Source organism: Spongorhabdus nitratireducens (assembly GCA_947387575.1).
GTDB lineage: Bacteria > Pseudomonadota > Gammaproteobacteria > Pseudomonadales > Endozoicomonadaceae > CANDOC01.
This window is the reverse complement of sequence record CANDOC010000003.1, coordinates 353,832-371,920: the sequence shown is the minus strand read 5'-3', so window position 1 is coordinate 371,920 and position 18,089 is coordinate 353,832. Positions and strand designations below refer to the sequence as shown.

Here is an 18,089-nt window from a genome sequence, read left to right as displayed (position 1 = left end):
CTGTGAACCAGTTTTTTCAGGTTTCGGGGGTCATAGATAGGATCTGGCTTTATTAGTTCCCTGCAGCGATCATTTACTGATAATAATTCTGCTCTGATGTGACATTTATGAATGTTACAGGGTCATCATTCTGGCATTGTGGGCGATAGTTATTCCCTCGCTGTCTACCATGGATTGTTGCAACCGGACTCTGAGCTTGTGCCACATGGTCAGGCGTTCTGCCTTGCCCAGTCTCTTTCCCTGAAGCTGACGTTGCTTTGACAGCCACAGGCCCTCGCCATTAAAGCTGTAAACCGGTTTGAGATCTTCACGTTCGCTGGCAGGCTTGATTTCACCATCCAGATTATCCAGCACCAGAGTTTCCTGATCCCGGTCTGGCCGGTAGCTCAGTACCATATGGGCGGCATTGATAGACATGGCGGTCACATAGGTAATCCGCAGCTTTTTATCTTCCACGCCGAGCTGTCTAAGGGTGTAGTACTTGGCCACTGCAAAGTCCTCACAGTCACCACCACCACTGGCAAGGAACTCTATCGGTGTGGCCCAGAAATCTTCCTTACCCCAGTGGTCGATATCATCTTCAAACTTGAGCTGGTTAAAAAAATTGTTGACGACTTCAAGTTGCTCGGTAACGGGGAGTTCGCGGCTGTTGGTGATAAGCTCTTGCCAGGCTACTACGCGCCGGGTGGCTCGTTCGCCATATAATATGCGGACATTGTCTTGCAGGGTGCGGGTTATTATCAGCTTATCATCAGCTGCAGTAACTTCAGGCAAGATGGCTGACAGCATGCAACAGAACAGCATGCGAATAAATTTGTATATCCAGGGCAGTTTTTCAGGGGGCATCACATCCTTTCCTCCCCGTATTTATTATTCAAGTGCCGCCTGTTTCATTTCTCGGGGCCAGGCGGCAAGCCTTATCAAGCAGATTTCAGGCCAATCTTGCGACGGCCTTTTCTGCGATCGGGTTCAGCTCCTTTCCACCCTCATCCAGATAGTTAGTGATGAGTTGCCGATTATGCGGGTCCCAGAATTTTTCAAGATGTTCTGCGACCGCGGTAACTGCGCTTTCCTCACCTACAAACTGGACGGGTTGATTAATGGCAACCTGATTGGCTTTCTTGATCAGTTGCTGAACCCGGTCTCTGCTCTCAGGCATTTCAGGACTCCTCGGGCAGGTTCTTTATGCCTGCCTGTTCTGTATAGATGACAAATCGTTCATTTCGGGCGAAGCCAAGCAATGTAATGTTCAACTGCGCGGCAATATCGACTGCCAGTGAAGTCGGGGCGGATATGGCAGCGATAATATTGATATTGGCCCGTGCCGCCTTGGCTATGATTTCGTAGCTGGCGCGACTGGTCATCAACAGAAATCCGTCAGGGGTATCTGATGCAGAAAGTGCGCCAATTAATTTATCCAGTGCGTTGTGCCGGCCAATATCTTCCCGTATCTGCACAATATTTCCGTCAATATCAGCCCAGGCTGCAGCATGCACGGCACCTGTCATGTTATTCAGGGGCTGAAGTTCGGGTAGTTGTTGCATCGCCTTGCTGATAGCGGCACAAGAGACGGAAATCTTTTTCCCTACAGGGTCGGGCAGATCATAAATTTGTTGTAAGGACTCACTGCCGCAGATACCACAGCCGGTTTGACCGGTCAGGAACCGACGCTTGTGTTTTAAAGCCTGAAAGCGTCGTGCACTGATTTCTATTTGAATTTTTATTCCGGAAACGGAGGGAATTATTTCAGTTTCATAGAGCTCGGAAGGGTACTCGATAATACCCTCGCCAAGGCTGAAACCGAGGGCAAAATCTTCAAGATTCTCCGGAGAGGCCATCATTACGGCATGGGAAATGCCGTTATAAATCAGAGCTACCGGTACTTCGACGGCTATCAGGTCAGAGGTGCTTTCAAGCTCCGCCTGGTACTGTCGCAGTACCGGGCGGACTTCTGTCGGATCAGTTTTGGCCATGCAGGTTTCCAAGCTGATCTTCATGCCGTTGATAGAAACGCCGCTGCCATTGTGATGGCTGGGTGACTTTCCTTGCCTGAACTGCAGTGACCTTGAACTCCGGACAGCTGGTGGCCCAGTCCGAGTTGTCGGTGGTAATCACATTGGTGCCGGATACCGGATGGTGGAAGGTTGTATGCAATACTCCGGGCTGTACTTTGGTCGTCACTTCCGCCTTCAGTACAGTTGTGCCTGCCCTGCTGGATATGCTGACTTTGTCGTCATGCTGAATACCCCGGGCTTCGGCATCATGAGGATGAATTTTCAGAGTATCTTCGGGATGCCATTCGGTGTTGGCGGTACGACGGGTTTGTGCGCCAACATTGTACTGGGACAGAATACGTCCAGTGGTCAGCAACAATGGGTATTTGCGGCTGGTTTTTTCATCGCTGGGGATAAAAGGTGTCAGGGCAAAAAAGCCATCACCACGAACAAACATGTCTTTATGCATGATCGGCGTGCCTTCATGCTCCTCGGATGTACATGGCCACTGAATGCTGCCAATACGATCAATCTTGTCGTAGCTGACACCGGCAAAGGTCGGCGTCAGGGATGCAACTTCAGCCATAATTTCGGAGGGATGGCTGTAGTCCCAGTCGCAATCCAGCGCTTTGGCCAGACCACAGGTCACCTCCCAGTCTTCCAGACCACCCAGTGGATGCATAACCTGGCGTACCCGTGAAATACGACGCTCGGCATTGGTAAAGGTGCCATTCTTTTCAAGGAACGAGGAGCCGGGCAGGAAGACATGAGCAAATTTGGCGGTTTCATTCAGGAACAGGTCCTGAACAATCAAGCACTCCAGTGATCCCAGTGCAGCTTCTACGTGTTGGGTATCCGGATCGGATTGCGCGACATCTTCACCCTGGACGTACAAACCTTTGAAGGTGCCATCGGTTGCCGCATTGAACATATCCAGAATGCGCAGTCCCGGTTCGTCTGGCAAGGTTGTATTCCATGCTTTGCGGAACTGGCCGCGGGCACTCGGATCAGATACATGACGATAACCGGGTAATTCGTGGGGGAAGGTACCCATATCACAGGCACCCTGCACATTATTCTGGCCCCGCATCGGGTTCACGCCAACACCTTCACGACCCAGATTTCCGGTCAGCATGGACAAGTTGGCAATACCCATTACCATAGTCGAGCCCTGGCTGTGTTCGGTGACACCGAGTCCATAGTAGATGGCACTGTTGGGAGCCTTGGCGAACAGCCGTGCTGCCTTGCGCAGTTCTTCGGCAGGAATACCGGTATAGGCTTCTGTAGCTTCAGGGGCGTTTTCCGGGGTAGCGATAAACTCACGCCATAACTTGTACGCCTTCTGATCGCAGCGATCCTGAATAAAGCCGTCGTTTTCCAGACCTTCTTCTACGATGACGTGAGCCATGGCATTGATAAAGGCGACATTGGAACCGGGACGCAGCTGCAAGTGATGATTGGCTTTGATATGCGGGCTTTTCACTAATTGGGTCTGCAGCGGATCAACCACAATCAGGCCTGCACCCTGTCGAATACGCTTCTTGAGTAATGAGCCAAATACCGGGTGGGCTGACGCCGGATTGGTACCAATCAGCATCACTACATCGGCTTTCATCACAGAATCAAAAGTCTGGGTTCCGGCAGACTCACCCAGTGTCGTTTTCAGGCCATAGCCAGTCGGGGAGTGGCAGACACGGGCACAGTTATCGATATTGTTGTTCTTGAAGCCGGTGCGGATCAGCTTCTGCATCAGGTAGGCTTCTTCATTGGAACAGCGAGATGAGGCAACACCGCCAATGGCATTAACGCCATATTTTTCCTGAATACCTTTCATCTTCTGTGCTGCAAAGCTGAAAGCTTCTTCCCAGCTGACCTTTTTCCACGGATGATCAATATGCTCCCGGATCATCGGAGTTTTAATCCGATCTTTATGGGTCGCATAACCGTAGGCAAAGCGGCCTTTCACACAGGAGTGACCATGGTTGGCCTTGCTGGTCTTGGTGGGTGTCATATTAACGACCTGTTCACCCTTGACCTGAACATCAAAGTTACAGCCCACACCGCAGTAGGCACAGGTTGTGGTGATACTGTCGTGACCGCGACCATGTTTGATAATGGAGTTTTCTATCAAAGCACTGGTCGGGCAGGCTTTGACACAGGCGCCACAGGACACACAGTCTGATTCCATAAAGGACTGTTCCTGCCCGGCAGAAATCTTTGAATCAAAACCGCGACCGGTCAGGGATATGGCAAACTGTCCCTGAATTTCCTGGCAGGCTCTGACGCAGCGGGAACAGACAATGCACTTTGAAGGGTTAAAGGTGAAATAGGGATTGGAGCGGTCTTTCTCCTGTCCCAGATGATGCTTGCCATCCAAGCCGTAACGTACTTCCCTCACACCAATCTTGCCTGCAACATCCTGCAGCTCACAATCGCCATTACTGGGGCACATCAGGCAGTCCAGCGGGTGATCAGATAGATAGAGTTCCAGTACATTGCGACGCAGTTTTGATAGCTGTTTGTTCTGGGTTCGCACCACCATGCCTTCTCTGGCCGGTGTGGTGCAGGATGCTGGCAAACCCCTGACCCCTTCGATGGCTACCATGCACAGGCGACAGGAACCAAATGCTGAAACTGAATCGGTTGCACACAGCTTGGGGATATCAATACCTGCTATCGAAGCCGCCCGCATAACCGACGTACCTTCAGGTACGGTTATGGCTTTGCCATCAATTGAAAGTTGTACGGTATTGCCGGAAGCGGGTTCGGATATCGGCGTACCATAATCTTTATTTGAGTCAGCCGCAGGATCGAAAAACTCTACCGAAGAACTCATGGGTTCACCTCCGGTTCTTTCTCAAAATCGATATGGAAATACTGAATGGCACTGCGTACCGGCAGGGATGTCATGCCGCCAAGGGCACAGAGTGATGCTGCATCCATGGTGTCGCAGAGATCATGCAGCAGCTCGATGTTCTGCTCCCGGTCTTCATTGTTGATAATCCGGTCGATAACCTCGACACCGCGTGTTGACCCTATACGACAAGGTGTGCATTTCCCGCAGGATTCGGCGGCACAGAACTCCATGGCAAAACGAGCCTGTTGTGCCATATCCACCGTGTCATCAAATACCACAATGCCGCCATGACCCAGCACGGCACCAATCTCGGTGAACTCTTCGTAGGTCATGGGGGTATCGAATTCGGCTTCTGTCAGGTAAGAGCCAAGGGGGCCACCCACCTGAACTGCTCGAATAGGTCTTCCTGATGCCGAGCCTCCGCCATAGTCGTATAGCAATTCTTCCAGTGAAATTCCGAACGGAACCTCTACCAGTCCGCCTCGTTTGATATTGCCGGCAAGCTGAAACTGCATGGTACCGGTCGAACGTCCCACGCCGAGCGCCTGATATTCGCCGCCGCTGGTGGCCAGAATATCGCTGACTGCGGTCAGGGAAAGAACGTTGTTAACGATGGTTGGTTTGCCAAAAAGACCTTCTATTGCAGGTAGTGGCGGCTTGGCTCGCACCAAACCACGTTTGCCTTCGAGGCTTTCTAGCAGAGAGGTTTCTTCACCGCAGACGTAAGCTCCGGCAGCCAGCCGGACTTCGAGATCAAAGCGTTTACCTTTGCCAAGTACACTATCGCCAAGGATTTTTTCCGCATAGGCTGTTTCAATAGCCTGATTCAGAATCTTGTGTGCTCGCGGATATTCACAGCGTAGATAGATATAACCCTGCTCGGCACCAACTGCCAGTCCGGCAATGATCATGCCTTCAATCAGGGAGTAAGGATCACACTCCATTACCAACCGGTCGGCAAAAGTCCCGGAGTCACCTTCATCGGCATTGCAGACGATGTATTTTTCGCTTCCCGAACAGTCGAGAACGGTTTGCCATTTTATGCCGGTAGGAAAGCCGGCGCCGCCACGGCCGCGGAGGCCGGATGTTTTTATCTCGTCAACAATTGCCTGAGGAACCATATGAATGGCTTTTTCCAGACCTTTCAGGCCACCTGTTTCATGATAGTCATCCAGTGACGTGGGGCGGGTGGCTCCCAATCGGCGAAACATGCGTCGCTGTTGTTCGGCCAGCCAGGGAATATCATCAACTTTGCCAACTCGAAGCGGATGATCACCGCCTTCAAGAAAACCGGCTGTGAACAGCGCATCGACATTGTGTGGTTCCACCGGACCGTAACCGATACGGCCTTCCCGGGTTTCAACTTCGATCAGAGGCTCAAGCCAGAACATGCCGCGGGTGCTGGTGCGAACGATATCGACTGCAACCTTGTTGTTTTCAGCCTGTTGCTTTATCGCTGCTGCAACTTTGTCAGCGCCCAGTGAGACAGACGTTGTATCCGTTGGCACATAGACTTTAATACTGCTCATCAGCCTGCCTCCCTGCCAAGTTCGGTCAGTAAATCGTCGACCCGCTCTTTGCTCATGCGGGCGTGAATATCATCACAGACACGCAGGTTTGGGCCGCAGGTGCAGTTGCCGAGGCAGTAGACGGGTTCAAGTGAAAAGGCGCCGTCGTCTGTCGTTTGGTGAAAGTCTATATCCAGCTTCTGTTTGATATAGGTTTCGGTTTCTCTCGATCCCCGTGACTGGCAGGCTTCGGCGCGGCAGATGTGAATTGTCGTTTTGCCGCCGCGTGAAGTACGGAAGAAGTGATAGAAGGTGATGACACCCTGAACGTCAGCGGTCGAGATATTCAGCGCGTCGGCAATCATCGGTACCGAGACTGAAGGAATAAAACCGTAGTGGTCCTGAAGGGCGTGCAGGATGGGTAAAAGGGCTCCGGGTTTGTGCTTCAGGCCATCAAGGATGTCCTGAATGTCTCCGGTCAGAATTGTGGGCTTTACTGTCATTGTCAGATCTGCCTTCCTGCCTGTTGCTTGTCTGGAACGGGAAGCGTGAAAAAAATATCTACTTGAAAGCGATATACCTAAACAAAAGTACCTGCATAAAACTTTGCCTGAGGATGAAGTTAATTCAGGCAGTTCGCAGGTTAAGAGATTTTTGAAATCAGCGAATAGGGTCTAAATCAACAAAAACGAACAAAAGTGAAATTCAAATAAGTTTTTATGTTTCATTTGTGGTGATAAATGAAAATTTTTGCTGCTGTGGTTGAATCCTGTATCCCTGTCCCCATATATCGCTGCAGTTAAAAATTTTTCATGGTTTGCTGTGCGGTTCGGCCGCTGAGACAACCGGTTCAGGAGATGCGCAATGAGTGACGAGCAAAAGGTTCAGGCTGAAAAAATGAGCGAAGTAGCAGAAGAGCAGTTGGTAAAGGACGCTGCAGAAGAGACTGTTGCAGAAGCTCCAGCGGAAGACGTCACCGAAGAGCAGGCTGAGCCGGAAGCCGGCGAAGTAATGCAGCAGGAACTGGAAAATGCGCTGTCCGAGCTGGACAAGGCCCGTGACCAGGTACTGCGCGCCCAGGCCGATATGCAGAACGTGCGTCGCCGGGCCCAGCTGGATGTGGAAAAAGCCCACAAGTTCAGCGTTGAGAAATTCGCCAAGGACATGCTGCCGGTTGTCGACAGCCTGGATCGTGCGCTGGAAACCATTCCGGCTGATGATGAAAATGTCAAAGCGATGCGTGAAGGGATCGAAATGACCCTGAACCTGTTCATCGACTCCCTGAAAAAGCACGGTGTTGAAGCGATCAACCCGGTGGGCGAACCGTTTGACCCGCAGAAGCATGAAGCCATGTCCATGCTGCCGAACCCGGATATGGAACCCAATACTGTCATGAACGTCTTCCAGAAAGGCTTCCTGCTGAATGGCCGCCTGGTGCGTCCGGCAATGGTCGTGGTGTCCAGCTGATACTGAATGAAAAATGCTGTAACAGCTTTTTTTGAAAAAAGAGTCAGCATTTTGTGTTGCCGGGGGTTGAAAACCTTTGAAACGCTCCCATATAGCAATGCAACAGAGATTAAACAGCCCGGTGCCGCGACTGGCACCGGCCAGAGCAAGACCCGAATTTTTAGTTAGTTTTTAACGCTTAATTAGTTCTTAACGCTTATATAAGTCAGACCGTTTGGTAGCCGGAAGTAACGGCAGCCACACAAAGACTGGAGAGATTTGAAATGGGCAAGATCATTGGCATCGACCTGGGTACCACCAACTCCTGTGTCTCCATCATGGATGGTGACACTGCAAAGGTGATCGAAAACGCTGAAGGCGCACGTACCACTCCTTCCATCATCGCTTACACCGACGATGGCGAGATTCTGGTAGGTCAGCCGGCGAAGCGTCAGGCCGTTACCAACCCGGCTAACACCCTGTTCGCCATCAAGCGTCTGATCGGTCGTCGCTTCGAAGATAACGAAGTGCAGAAAGACATCCAGATGGTGCCTTACAAGATCGTCAAGGCTGACAATGGCGATGCCTGGGTTGAAGCCAAGGGTGACAAGAAAGCCCCGCAGCAAATCTCTGCTGAAATCCTGAAAAAGATGAAGAAGACCGCCGAAGATTACCTCGGCGAAGAAGTAACTGAAGCGGTTGTAACCGTTCCGGCTTACTTCAACGACTCCCAGCGTCAGGCTACCAAGGATGCCGGCCGTATCGCCGGTCTGGACGTCAAGCGTATCATCAACGAGCCGACTGCTGCTGCGGTAGCTTACGGTGTTGGCAAGGCCAACAAAGATGGTGATCAGACTGTTGCTGTATACGACCTGGGTGGTGGTACTTTCGACGTATCCATCATTGAAATCGCCAGCGTAGACGGCGAGCAGCAGATCGAAGTACTGTCCACCAACGGTGACACCTTCCTGGGTGGTGAAGACTTCGACCTGCGCATGATCGACTACCTGGCCGACGAGTTCAAAAAAGAGCAGGGCATCGACCTGAAAGGCGACCCGCTGGCCATGCAGCGTCTGAAAGAAGCTGCTGAAAAAGCCAAGATCGAACTGTCTTCCGCTCAGCAGACCGACGTTAACCTGCCGTACATCACTGCAGACGCGACCGGTCCGAAGCACCTGAACGTAAAAGTGACCCGTGCCAAGCTGGAAGCACTGGTTGAAGACCTGGTTCAGCGCTCCATCGAGCCTTGCCGCATTGCACTGAAAGATGCTGATCTGGACTTCTCTGACATCGACGAAGTCATCCTGGTTGGTGGTCAGACCCGTATGCCGCTGGTACAGCAGCAAGTTGCCGAGTTCTTCGGTAAAGAAGCCCGTCGTGACGTAAACCCTGACGAAGCAGTCGCCATGGGTGCAGCACTGCAGGGTGGCGTACTGTCCGGTGACAAGACCGACGTACTGCTGCTGGACGTTAGCCCGCTGACCCTGGGTATTGAAACCATGGGTGGCGTGATGACTCCGCTGATCGAAAAGAACACCACCATCCCGACCAAGAAGTCCCAGGTGTTCTCTACTGCTGAAGACAACCAGAACGCCGTGACCATTCACGTGCTGCAGGGTGAGCGCAAGCAGGCTGTCAACAACAAGTCTCTGGGTCAGTTCAACCTGGCAGACATTCCTCCGGCTCCGCGTGGCATGCCGCAGATCGAAGTCAGCTTCGACATCGACGCTAACGGTATCCTGCACGTTTCCGCGAAAGACAAGGCGACCGGCAAGGAACAGTCCATCAAGATTCAGGCTTCTTCCGGTCTGAGCGATGACGAAATCGATCAAATGGTGAAGGACGCCGAGGCGAATGCCGAGGAAGATCGCAAGTTTGAAGAGCTGGCAACCGCTCGCAACACTGGTGACAGCCTGGTTCACGCCACTCGCAAGACTCTGGAAGAGGCTGGCGACAAGGCGACTGAAGAAGAAAAGAATGCGATCGAAGCTGCGATCAAGGAACTGGAAGAAGTTCTGAAGGGCGACGACAAGGACGCAATCGAAGCCAAGACCAAGGTGCTGTCTGACGCATCTGCTTCCCTGGCTCAGAAACTGTACGCCGAGCAGGCTCAGCAGGCAGGTCCTGACATGGGTGCTGGCGCCAAGCAGGAGCAGACCTCCAATGCCGGTGCTGACGCTGTTGACGCTGAGTTTGAAGAAGTTAAGGACGATCGCAAGTAATTGCGAGGGTCAATTGATCGCGACGCCGGCAAGACTTTCTGACAGGTATTGCCGGCAGTAGAACAGGTGCCCGGCGAACCGGGCCGCAAAAGCGGATAAGGCGTCTGGCGCCGCAACGCGGGAGTATTCAGGTGCTTATGGGTTTCCACAAGTAACTGACCTCCCGCGTTGTTGTATAGGGTTTCTCATATTATGTCCAAGCGTGATTACTACGAAGTTCTGGATGTCGAGCGCGGAGCTTCGGATAAGGAGATCAAGCGCGCTTATCGCCGGATGGCGATGAAGTACCATCCGGACCGTAACCCGGATGACAAGGCAGCGGAAGAACAGTTCAAGGAAGTTAACGAAGCGTTTGAAATTCTGTCTGACCCGCAGAAGCGCTCCGCCTATGACCAGTATGGTCATGCCGGTGTTGACCCGAATATGGGTGGCCACGGTGGCTTTGGTGGTGCCGGTAACTTCGGTGACATATTCGGTGATGTCTTTGGTGATATCTTCGGTGGTGGAGGCGGTGGTGCCCGCGCCAATGCGGCACAGCGTGGCAGCGACCTGCGTTACTCCCTCGACCTGAGCCTTGAAGAGGCGGTTCGTGGCACCAACAAGGAAATCCGGATTCCGACCCTGGTTGAGTGCAAGAGCTGTCTGGGTTCCGGTGCCAAGAAAGGTACCAAGCCTTCAACCTGTGGTACTTGTGCCGGTCATGGTCAGGTAAGAATGCAGCAGGGTTTCTTCTCTGTGCAGCAAACCTGCCCGGATTGTCGTGGCAAGGGCAAGATCGTCAAGGATCCTTGCCGTGACTGTCATGGCGAAGGTCTGGTTAAGGAATACAAGACGCTGGCTGTCAAGATTCCGGCGGGCGTGGATACCGGTGACCGGATTCGTCTGGCGGGTGAAGGTGAAGCCGGTATGAACGGTGGCCCGGCGGGTGATCTGTATGTTCAGGTAGAAGTATCCGAACATCCGATTTTCCAGCGTGACGGCAAACACCTGTACTGCGATGTGCCGATCTCCTTTGTTGATGCGGCGCTGGGAGGTGAGCTGGAAGTGCCGACCCTGGATGGTCGCGTCAAGCTCAAGATTCCGGCTGAAACACAGACTGGAAAACTGTTCCGCCTGCGCGGCAAGGGTGTCACCCCGGTACGCGGTGGCAGCACCGGTGACCTGATGTGCCGTGTAACTGTGGAAACTCCGGTGAACCTGACCAAGCGTCAGAAAGAACTGCTGGAAGAGCTGCAGGAAACCTTCGAATCTGAAGGTCACAGCAAGCAGTCTCCGAAAAAGGCTTCGTTCTTTGACGGCGTCAAAAAGTTCTTCGATGACATGACCGGTTAAACGCTGGTTCCCAGCGTCATAGGAGTGTCATAAAAGCGGTGCCTTTCAGGTGCCGCTTTTTTTATGCCTGCCAAAATCCTGCAGAGAGTTGTCTAGTCTGAAAATAATAGCGCTCGATAAATAGGGATATTTATATGGGATGGTTCGGCAGGAATTCAGCGACATCATCACCACCTGCTGCCACTAATCAAAGTCAGGATGGCTGGTTTTCGCGAGCCCGCAAATATGTTGCCAGTCGATTTCAGGGGAAATCTGCAGAGGCTGTTTCAGGAAGGGTTCAGCCGCAAGTCGGGCAAAATCGGAGTGGGATTCCGGACTCTCATAATTCCGGTGGCCTGTTTTTTCGGCGAAAAGCTGGCCCGGTTTCAGGCTCGCGCGGCGGGTTATTCTCCAGAAACAAACTCAAGAAACTGGCATCAGCAAAAAAAATTGATCCTGATGTGGCCTATCAGTTATTGAAAGCCGAGTTCCATCAGGGTGGAGCCAGATTCCTTAAAATGCTTGGCTCCGATATGGACGGGCTGGTTCGTATCATTCAGTCGTTATCAGTGGAGCAGCAGCATGTAGTTCTTGGTTTGTTTTTTGCGCATACCGGAGGCGTGCGTACACCTGAAGAAGCATGTCTCGGTGTGGATCTGGTCGCCAGGCTGGTGGCATCTGGGCACCCTTCCGGAGAACGGGTCAATAGCGATGAGTTATTGCTCTACCTTGCCGGTTCAGATTTCAGACCGTTTATTCTGGTTCCGATGATGAATCAGATGATGAAATACGGGTTGCTGACCTATGGCTCAATGTTGCACTTCAGCCGTCACTATTACCTGTGTGAAAGTCAGGATCTACAGGAGAGACTGCAGAATGGTGAACCATTACGGCCGGGAGTACCTCCGGATGTCGCCAGGGAGCTTGTTGGCGGAGAGGAGTATCTGACTGAAGCCAGTCCGGATCCGTTCTCGCTGCATACTCTCGAATTAATGCAGTTTTCGGTACTCGGTCGTTTGTTGAACGCAGCGAAACAGCAAGAGGCTCCCCGAGCTTTGCAGCGACTAATAGTGATGTTTGATCACCTGCCCAAAAAAGGCTTGCCGGAATATAACCAGAAATATGGAGACGGTAAGGAAGTTGTGGGTGTTGCTGATGCCCGGCTGGTTAATGTGATGGACAGAGTTACTCCCCAGTTGCTGGAGCGTCTGATGACAGCTCACCCTGTAACGGTGCCTTACCTGTTGCAACAACATGGTTGGAGTGAGTTGCCTGAGGGTACTCCCCGCACGGAGGATAATGCGCCTGAGGATTTTGTTGCACGCTATCTGCGGCAACATGTAGCACCGCCGGAAAAGCCTGTTCGAAACCGTCAGGTATCGCTCTCAGGGCGCCGTTTCAGATCAATCAGCAACCGTAGATGAAAAAAGTCGTAGACATATACAGGGTTGAATAGGTAGAATCCGAAAAATTTGCCACGCTAAAGCGATGGCTCAGCTCTTTAATAAGAAAAAGCGAGATCGGAATTTTTTCCGTATCTCGCTTTTTTTCGGCATCTATTACGAAATGAATATTAAATTATTTAAAATGAATTTTTATTTGTTTTGTGTGGGCGGATCTAATGCTAGACTGCTTCGGGTGCCAAGGGTGACAGCAGGTTAAGCTTCACCCGAAGCTGTGTGCATAAGAATAGTTAATAAGCAGTAAAAAGAAGATCGAATGAGGGAGGTCTCGTTGAGCAAGCCAGCCCTACTGGCCCTGGAAGATGGTAGTCTGTTCCGGGGTGTCGCTATCGGCGCTGATGGCACTAGCAGCGGCGAGGTGGTTTTCAATACCGCCATGACAGGCTATCAGGAAATTCTTACCGACCCATCCTATTCCCGACAACTCGTCACCCTCACCTATCCCCATATTGGCAATACCGGCATTACAGACATTGATGATGAATCGACTGCAATTCATGCAGCCGGCTTGATCATTCGTGATCTGGCGCCTATTGCCAGTAACTGGCGTCAGCAGCAGTCACTCGATGAATGGCTGAAAGCGCGTGGTGTGGTTGCCATTGCGGATATCGATACCCGCAGGCTGACCCGGTTGTTACGGGAAAAAGGTGCACTCGGTGGCTGTATCGTGGCAGGAGATGCTGCGCTTGATGAAGATGCTGCACTGGCGCTGGCAAAAGATTTTCCCGGTCTGAAGGGAATGGATCTGGCGCAGCAGGTGACAGTATCCGAGCCTTATGAATGGACTGAAGGCGTGTGGGATATTGTCTCCGACAGCCACTCTGTACAGGAAAAGCCGGAGTTCCACGTTGTTGCTTATGACTTCGGGGTAAAGCGCAATATTCTGCGAATGTTGGCTGAACGTGGCTGCCGCCTGACCGTTGTTCCCGCCAAAACACCGGCCAAAGATGTTCTGGCAATGAATCCGGATGGCGTATTTCTGTCCAATGGCCCGGGAGATCCGGAACCCTGTGACTATGCTGTTGAAGCCATACAGCAGATTCTGGAAACCAGTCTGCCGACCTTCGGTATCTGTCTTGGGCATCAGCTGTTGGCACTGGCCAGTGGTGCGAAGACTGAAAAAATGAAGTTCGGTCATCATGGCGCCAATCATCCGGTACAGGATCTGGCATCGGGCAAGGTAATGATTACCAGCCAGAACCATGGTTTTGCGGTAGCAGAAGCCTCACTGCCGGAATGTCTGGAAGCAACACACAAGTCGCTGTTTGATGACACGCTGCAGGGCATTCGTCGTGTTGATAAGCCGGCGTTCAGCTTCCAGGGACATCCGGAAGCAAGTCCGGGTCCACATGATGTGGCACCGTTATTTGATCAGTTTATCGAGTTGATGAAGGCGCGATAACGGAATTTATGCCGCTGGCTGCTTCGGCGCGGCAGCCAGGTTATGAACCCCGGATTGTTAAACCGGGGTTCATGATGAAACTGCGCCCGCGGTATCTCCGGATAAATTTCATAGTAAAAAACATCAGAGCAAGAAAAACAGGCCATGCCCAAGCGTACAGATATCGACAGTATTCTCATTCTGGGTGCCGGCCCGATTATTATCGGACAGGCTTGCGAGTTTGACTATTCCGGTGCTCAGGCCTGCAAGGCGCTGAAAGAAGAGGGGTACCGGGTTATTCTGGTTAACTCGAACCCTGCCACCATCATGACAGACCCCTCAATGGCGGATGCCACCTATATTGAGCCGATCCGCTGGGAAACTGTCGCCAAAGTTATCGAAAAAGAACGCCCGAAAGCACTGCTGCCGACCATGGGCGGCCAGACTGCACTGAACTGTGCACTGGATCTTCACCATCAGGGCATTCTGGATAAATACGGTGTTGAGTTGATCGGTGCCGATCAGCAGGCGATTGATAAAGCCGAAGATCGTCAGCTATTTGACAAGGCGATGAAAAATATCGGTCTGGAAACACCGCGCTCCGGTATTGCTCATTCTATGGAAGATGCGCGTCGTGTACTGGAAAAGGTTGGCTTTCCCTGCATTATTCGCCCGTCGTTTACTATGGGCGGAACCGGTGGCGGTATTGCCTATAACCGGGACGAATTTGAAGAAATCTGTACCCGTGGCCTCGACCTGTCACCGACTAACGAGCTGTTGATCGATGAGTCGCTGATTGGCTGGAAAGAGTATGAAATGGAAGTGGTGCGGGATCGTAACGATAACTGCATTATTGTCTGCGCCATCGAAAACTTTGACCCGATGGGGGTTCATACCGGTGACTCCATTACTGTTGCCCCGGCACAGACGCTGACTGATAAAGAGTATCAACTGATGCGTAATGCGTCGGTTGCCGTATTGCGTGAAATCGGTGTAGAAACCGGTGGTTCAAACGTTCAGTTTGGTATCAGCCCGGAAAACGGCCGGATGGTTGTTATCGAAATGAACCCGCGGGTTTCCCGTTCATCGGCGCTGGCCTCAAAAGCAACCGGTTTCCCGATTGCCAAGGTCGCAGCCAAACTGGCTGTGGGCTACACCCTGGATGAGCTGCGTAATGAGATCACCGGCGGAGTGACACCGGCATCATTCGAGCCGGCAATTGATTATGTTGTTACCAAAATTCCTCGCTTCGCCTTTGAGAAGTTCCCCCAAGCTGATGACCGCCTGACCACCCAGATGAAGTCTGTTGGTGAGGTGATGGCTATAGGCCGTAATTTCCAGGAATCTGTACAGAAAGCACTGCGTGGTCTTGAGACCGGTGCGACCGGTTTTGATCCCCAGCTGGAAGTCGGAGCTGAAGGCGCGCTGAACAAGATCAAGGCCGAACTGGCTGTACCGAAAGCCGAGCGTATCTGGTATGTGGCCGATGCCTTCCGTCACGGCATGAGCCTGGAAAGTATCTTTGATCTGTCCGGTATTGATCCCTGGTTCCTGATCCAGATTGAAGACCTGGTTAATGACGAAGCGGTTTTGGCCGGCAAGTCTCTGTCCGCTCTTGATTCACTGGAAATCCGTCGCCTGAAACGCAAGGGCTTTAGTGATACCCGTCTGGCTGAAATTCTGAATGTTGCTGAAAGCGACTTCCGCCAAGCTCGACTGTCTGCCAATGTGAAGCCGGTTTACAAGCGGGTGGATACCTGTGCCGCCGAATTCGCTTCAACGACAGCATATATGTACTCCAGTTATGACGAGGAGTGTGAAGCGCAGCCGTCTGATCGTGACAAGATTATGGTTATCGGCGGTGGACCTAACCGGATCGGTCAGGGTATCGAATTCGATTATTGCTGTGTTCACGCGGCGCTGGCGATGCGGGAAGACGGTTACGAAACCATTATGGTGAACTGTAACCCGGAAACCGTTTCCACTGACTACGATACTTCCGACCGCCTCTATTTTGAGCCGGTAACTCTGGAAGATGTGCTGGCAATCGTTGAAGTTGAAAAGCCCAAGGGTGTGATTGTGCAGTACGGTGGTCAGACTCCACTGAAACTGGCGCGGGCACTGGAAGCTGAAGGCGTACCGATTATCGGTACCAGCCCGGAAGCGATTGACCGGGCAGAAGATCGTGAGCGATTCCAGCAAATGATTCAGGCGCTGGGTCTGAAGCAACCTTCCAATGCGACTGTTCGCAGTGTGGAAGAAGCGATCGAGAAAGCGGAGGAAATCGGTTATCCACTGGTTGTACGTCCGTCGTATGTTCTGGGTGGCCGTGCTATGGAAATCGTTAGCTCGGAAGAAGAGCTGAACCGTTATATGCATGAAGCGGTTCAGGTTTCCAATGAAAGTCCAGTGTTGCTTGATTACTTCCTGTCCCATGCAGTGGAAGTGGATGTTGATGCTGTATGCGACGGAGAGCAGGTGGTTATCGGTGCCATCATGCAGCATATCGAGCAGGCCGGGATTCACTCCGGTGACTCTGGCTGTTCACTGCCGCCGTACAGTCTGGATGATGCAACCCAGCAAACCATCCGCGAGCAGGTCAAGGCCATGGCGCTGGAGTTGGGCGTTGTCGGCCTGATGAATGTGCAGCTGGCAGTTCAGGATGGCGAAATTTATGTCATTGAAGTTAATCCACGAGCTTCCCGGACTGTACCTTTTGTATCCAAATGCATTGGCACCTCACTGGCAAAAATTGCAGCGCGGGTGATGGCCGGGAAAACACTGGAGCAGGTTGGCTTTACTCAGGAGATCGTGCCTCCTTACTACAGCGTCAAGGAAGCGGTATTCCCGTTCAATAAATTCCCCGGTGTTGACCCGATCCTCGGACCGGAAATGCGCTCAACCGGTGAGGTTATGGGTGCCGGTAAGACCTTTGCCGAAGCTTATGCCAAAGCTCAGCTGGCGGTGAAAATGAAACTGCCGGCCGGTGGTAATGTCATTCTCAGTGTGCGGGAGCAGGACAAGCCAAAGATTGCCGGCGTAGCGGCCCTGTTGCGTGAAATTGGCTTTGAACTGTATGCAACCCGCGGAACAGCGGCAATGATCCGGGCTGCAGGTCTTCCTGTAACTGAAGTTAATAAAGTGCTTGAAGGACGTCCGCACCTGGTTGATATGGTTGTAAACGGTGAAGTGGCTCTGGTGGTTAATACTACTGAGGGTCGTCAGGCCATAGCCGACTCATATACAATCCGCCGATCCGCACTGACTCACAAGGTACTCTACACTACTACCTTGGCCGGTGCCGAAGCGGTTGCACGTGCAATCCAGTTTGGCCCGGAGAGAGCAGTTAGACGTTTACAGGATTTGCACGAAGGTAAGATTGGATGAATCGAGTTCCCATGACGGTAGAGGGTGAAGCGGCCCTGCGCGAGGAAATGAACCGCCTGAAGACCGTTGAGCGGCCGCGTATCAGTCAGGCCATTGCCGAGGCTCGTGAACTGGGTGACCTGAAGGAAAACGCTGAATACCATGCGGCCCGGGAACAGCAGAGCTTTGTCGAAGGCCGTATTACCGAAATTGAATCCAAGCTGGGCGCAGCACTGGTGATTGATATCAAGTCTATTGAAAATACCGGCAAGGTTATTTTCGGTGTGACGGTATCCCTGACCAATCTTGATGACGACAAGTCTGTCGAATACAAGATCGTTGGTGATGACGAGGCGGATATCAAGCAGAACCGGATTTCAGTCAATTCCCCGATTGCCCGGGCGCTGATTGGCAAGGAAGAAGGTGATGTTGTAGCGGTACACACGCCGGGTGGTATGGTCGAGTATGAAATTGACGAGGTTTCCCACGTCTGATTTCTGCTTGAGCTGAGATATAAAAAAGGCGAAGTCTTCTGACTCCG

13 protein-coding genes are annotated in these 18,089 nt (G+C 52.2%); 7 read left to right on the top strand and 6 right to left on the bottom strand.

The window, feature by feature from the left end; genetic code table 11:
• Positions 1-114: 114 nt before the first annotated feature.
• From ACYZZ0_RS08195 to ACYZZ0_RS08170, 6 genes are all read right to left on the bottom strand, one after another.
• Positions 115-846: a transglutaminase-like cysteine peptidase gene (locus ACYZZ0_RS08195; RefSeq protein WP_461536182.1), complete on the bottom strand. Its 732-nt coding sequence runs from the start codon at positions 844-846 to the stop codon at positions 115-117.
• 85 nt (positions 847-931) lie between these two features.
• Positions 932-1,159, bottom strand: a complete 228-nt coding sequence (locus ACYZZ0_RS08190) for a formate dehydrogenase subunit delta (RefSeq protein WP_461536115.1) — start codon at positions 1,157-1,159, stop codon at positions 932-934.
• 1 nt (position 1,160) lies between these two features.
• Positions 1,161-1,973, bottom strand: coding sequence for a formate dehydrogenase accessory sulfurtransferase FdhD (gene fdhD, locus ACYZZ0_RS08185; RefSeq protein ID WP_461536114.1), 813 nt, complete (start codon positions 1,971-1,973; stop codon positions 1,161-1,163).
• Positions 1,960-4,830, bottom strand: coding sequence for a formate dehydrogenase subunit alpha (fdhF, locus tag ACYZZ0_RS08180; protein WP_461536113.1), 2,871 nt, complete (start codon positions 4,828-4,830; stop codon positions 1,960-1,962). The genes fdhD and fdhF overlap by 14 nt, the downstream gene beginning before the upstream one ends.
• Positions 4,827-6,380 (bottom strand): formate dehydrogenase beta subunit, encoded by a 1,554-nt coding sequence (locus ACYZZ0_RS08175; RefSeq protein WP_461536112.1) that lies wholly within the window; start codon positions 6,378-6,380, stop codon positions 4,827-4,829. The genes fdhF and ACYZZ0_RS08175 overlap by 4 nt, the downstream gene beginning before the upstream one ends.
• On the bottom strand, positions 6,380-6,862 hold the full coding sequence (locus tag ACYZZ0_RS08170) for a formate dehydrogenase subunit gamma (RefSeq protein ID WP_461536111.1): 483 nt from the start codon (positions 6,860-6,862) through the stop codon (positions 6,380-6,382). Before ACYZZ0_RS08170 ends, ACYZZ0_RS08175 begins: the two co-directional genes overlap by 1 nt.
• Before the next feature lie 361 nt (positions 6,863-7,223).
• On the opposite strand from ACYZZ0_RS08170, the gene grpE reads away from it, so the two are divergent.
• The 7 genes from grpE (at position 7,224) to greA (ending at position 18,042) form a co-directional block, all read left to right on the top strand.
• Positions 7,224-7,826 carry a nucleotide exchange factor GrpE gene (gene grpE / locus ACYZZ0_RS08165; RefSeq protein WP_461536110.1) on the top strand — a complete coding sequence of 201 codons (603 nt, stop codon included), beginning with the start codon at positions 7,224-7,226 and terminating at the stop codon, positions 7,824-7,826.
• A 263-nt stretch (positions 7,827-8,089) separates the two neighbouring features.
• Complete coding sequence (gene dnaK, locus ACYZZ0_RS08160) at positions 8,090-10,027, top strand: molecular chaperone DnaK (protein WP_461536109.1); 1,938 nt, start codon at positions 8,090-8,092, stop codon at positions 10,025-10,027.
• A 192-nt stretch (positions 10,028-10,219) separates the two neighbouring features.
• Positions 10,220-11,359, top strand: a complete 1,140-nt coding sequence (gene dnaJ / locus ACYZZ0_RS08155; protein ID WP_461536108.1) for a molecular chaperone DnaJ — start codon at positions 10,220-10,222, stop codon at positions 11,357-11,359.
• A gap of 134 nt (positions 11,360-11,493) precedes the next feature.
• Positions 11,494-12,762: a hypothetical protein gene (locus ACYZZ0_RS08150; protein WP_461536107.1), complete on the top strand. Its 1,269-nt coding sequence runs from the start codon at positions 11,494-11,496 to the stop codon at positions 12,760-12,762.
• A gap of 310 nt (positions 12,763-13,072) precedes the next feature.
• Positions 13,073-14,203 carry a glutamine-hydrolyzing carbamoyl-phosphate synthase small subunit gene (carA, locus tag ACYZZ0_RS08145; protein ID WP_461536106.1) on the top strand — a complete coding sequence of 377 codons (1,131 nt, stop codon included), beginning with the start codon at positions 13,073-13,075 and terminating at the stop codon, positions 14,201-14,203.
• A gap of 144 nt (positions 14,204-14,347) precedes the next feature.
• Complete coding sequence (gene carB, locus ACYZZ0_RS08140) at positions 14,348-17,569, top strand: carbamoyl-phosphate synthase large subunit (RefSeq protein WP_461536105.1); 3,222 nt, start codon at positions 14,348-14,350, stop codon at positions 17,567-17,569.
• On the top strand, positions 17,566-18,042 hold the full coding sequence (gene greA / locus ACYZZ0_RS08135) for a transcription elongation factor GreA (protein WP_461536104.1): 477 nt from the start codon (positions 17,566-17,568) through the stop codon (positions 18,040-18,042). Before carB ends, greA begins: the two co-directional genes overlap by 4 nt.
• Positions 18,043-18,089: the final 47 nt, after the last annotated feature.

Bases quoted from the DNA above. Each gene is read 5' to 3' on its own strand.
- grpE (WP_461536110.1), top strand. From the start codon at position 7,224: ATGAGTGACGAGCAAAAGGTTCAGGCTGAAAAAATGAGCGAAGTAGCA.
- fdhD (WP_461536114.1), bottom strand. From the start codon at position 1,973: ATGGCCAAAACTGATCCGACAGAAGTCCGCCCGGTACTGCGACAGTAC.
- ACYZZ0_RS08195 (WP_461536182.1), bottom strand. From the start codon at position 846: ATGCCCCCTGAAAAACTGCCCTGGATATACAAATTTATTCGCATGCTG.
- dnaK (WP_461536109.1), top strand. From the start codon at position 8,090: ATGGGCAAGATCATTGGCATCGACCTGGGTACCACCAACTCCTGTGTC.
- carB (WP_461536105.1), top strand. From the start codon at position 14,348: ATGCCCAAGCGTACAGATATCGACAGTATTCTCATTCTGGGTGCCGGC.
- greA (WP_461536104.1), top strand. From the start codon at position 17,566: ATGAATCGAGTTCCCATGACGGTAGAGGGTGAAGCGGCCCTGCGCGAG.
- ACYZZ0_RS08175 (WP_461536112.1), bottom strand. From the start codon at position 6,380: ATGAGCAGTATTAAAGTCTATGTGCCAACGGATACAACGTCTGTCTCA.
- ACYZZ0_RS08170 (WP_461536111.1), bottom strand. From the start codon at position 6,862: ATGACAGTAAAGCCCACAATTCTGACCGGAGACATTCAGGACATCCTT.
- dnaJ (WP_461536108.1), top strand. From the start codon at position 10,220: ATGTCCAAGCGTGATTACTACGAAGTTCTGGATGTCGAGCGCGGAGCT.
- fdhF (WP_461536113.1), bottom strand. From the start codon at position 4,830: ATGAGTTCTTCGGTAGAGTTTTTCGATCCTGCGGCTGACTCAAATAAA.
- ACYZZ0_RS08150 (WP_461536107.1), top strand. From the start codon at position 11,494: ATGGGATGGTTCGGCAGGAATTCAGCGACATCATCACCACCTGCTGCC.
- ACYZZ0_RS08190 (WP_461536115.1), bottom strand. From the start codon at position 1,159: ATGCCTGAGAGCAGAGACCGGGTTCAGCAACTGATCAAGAAAGCCAAT.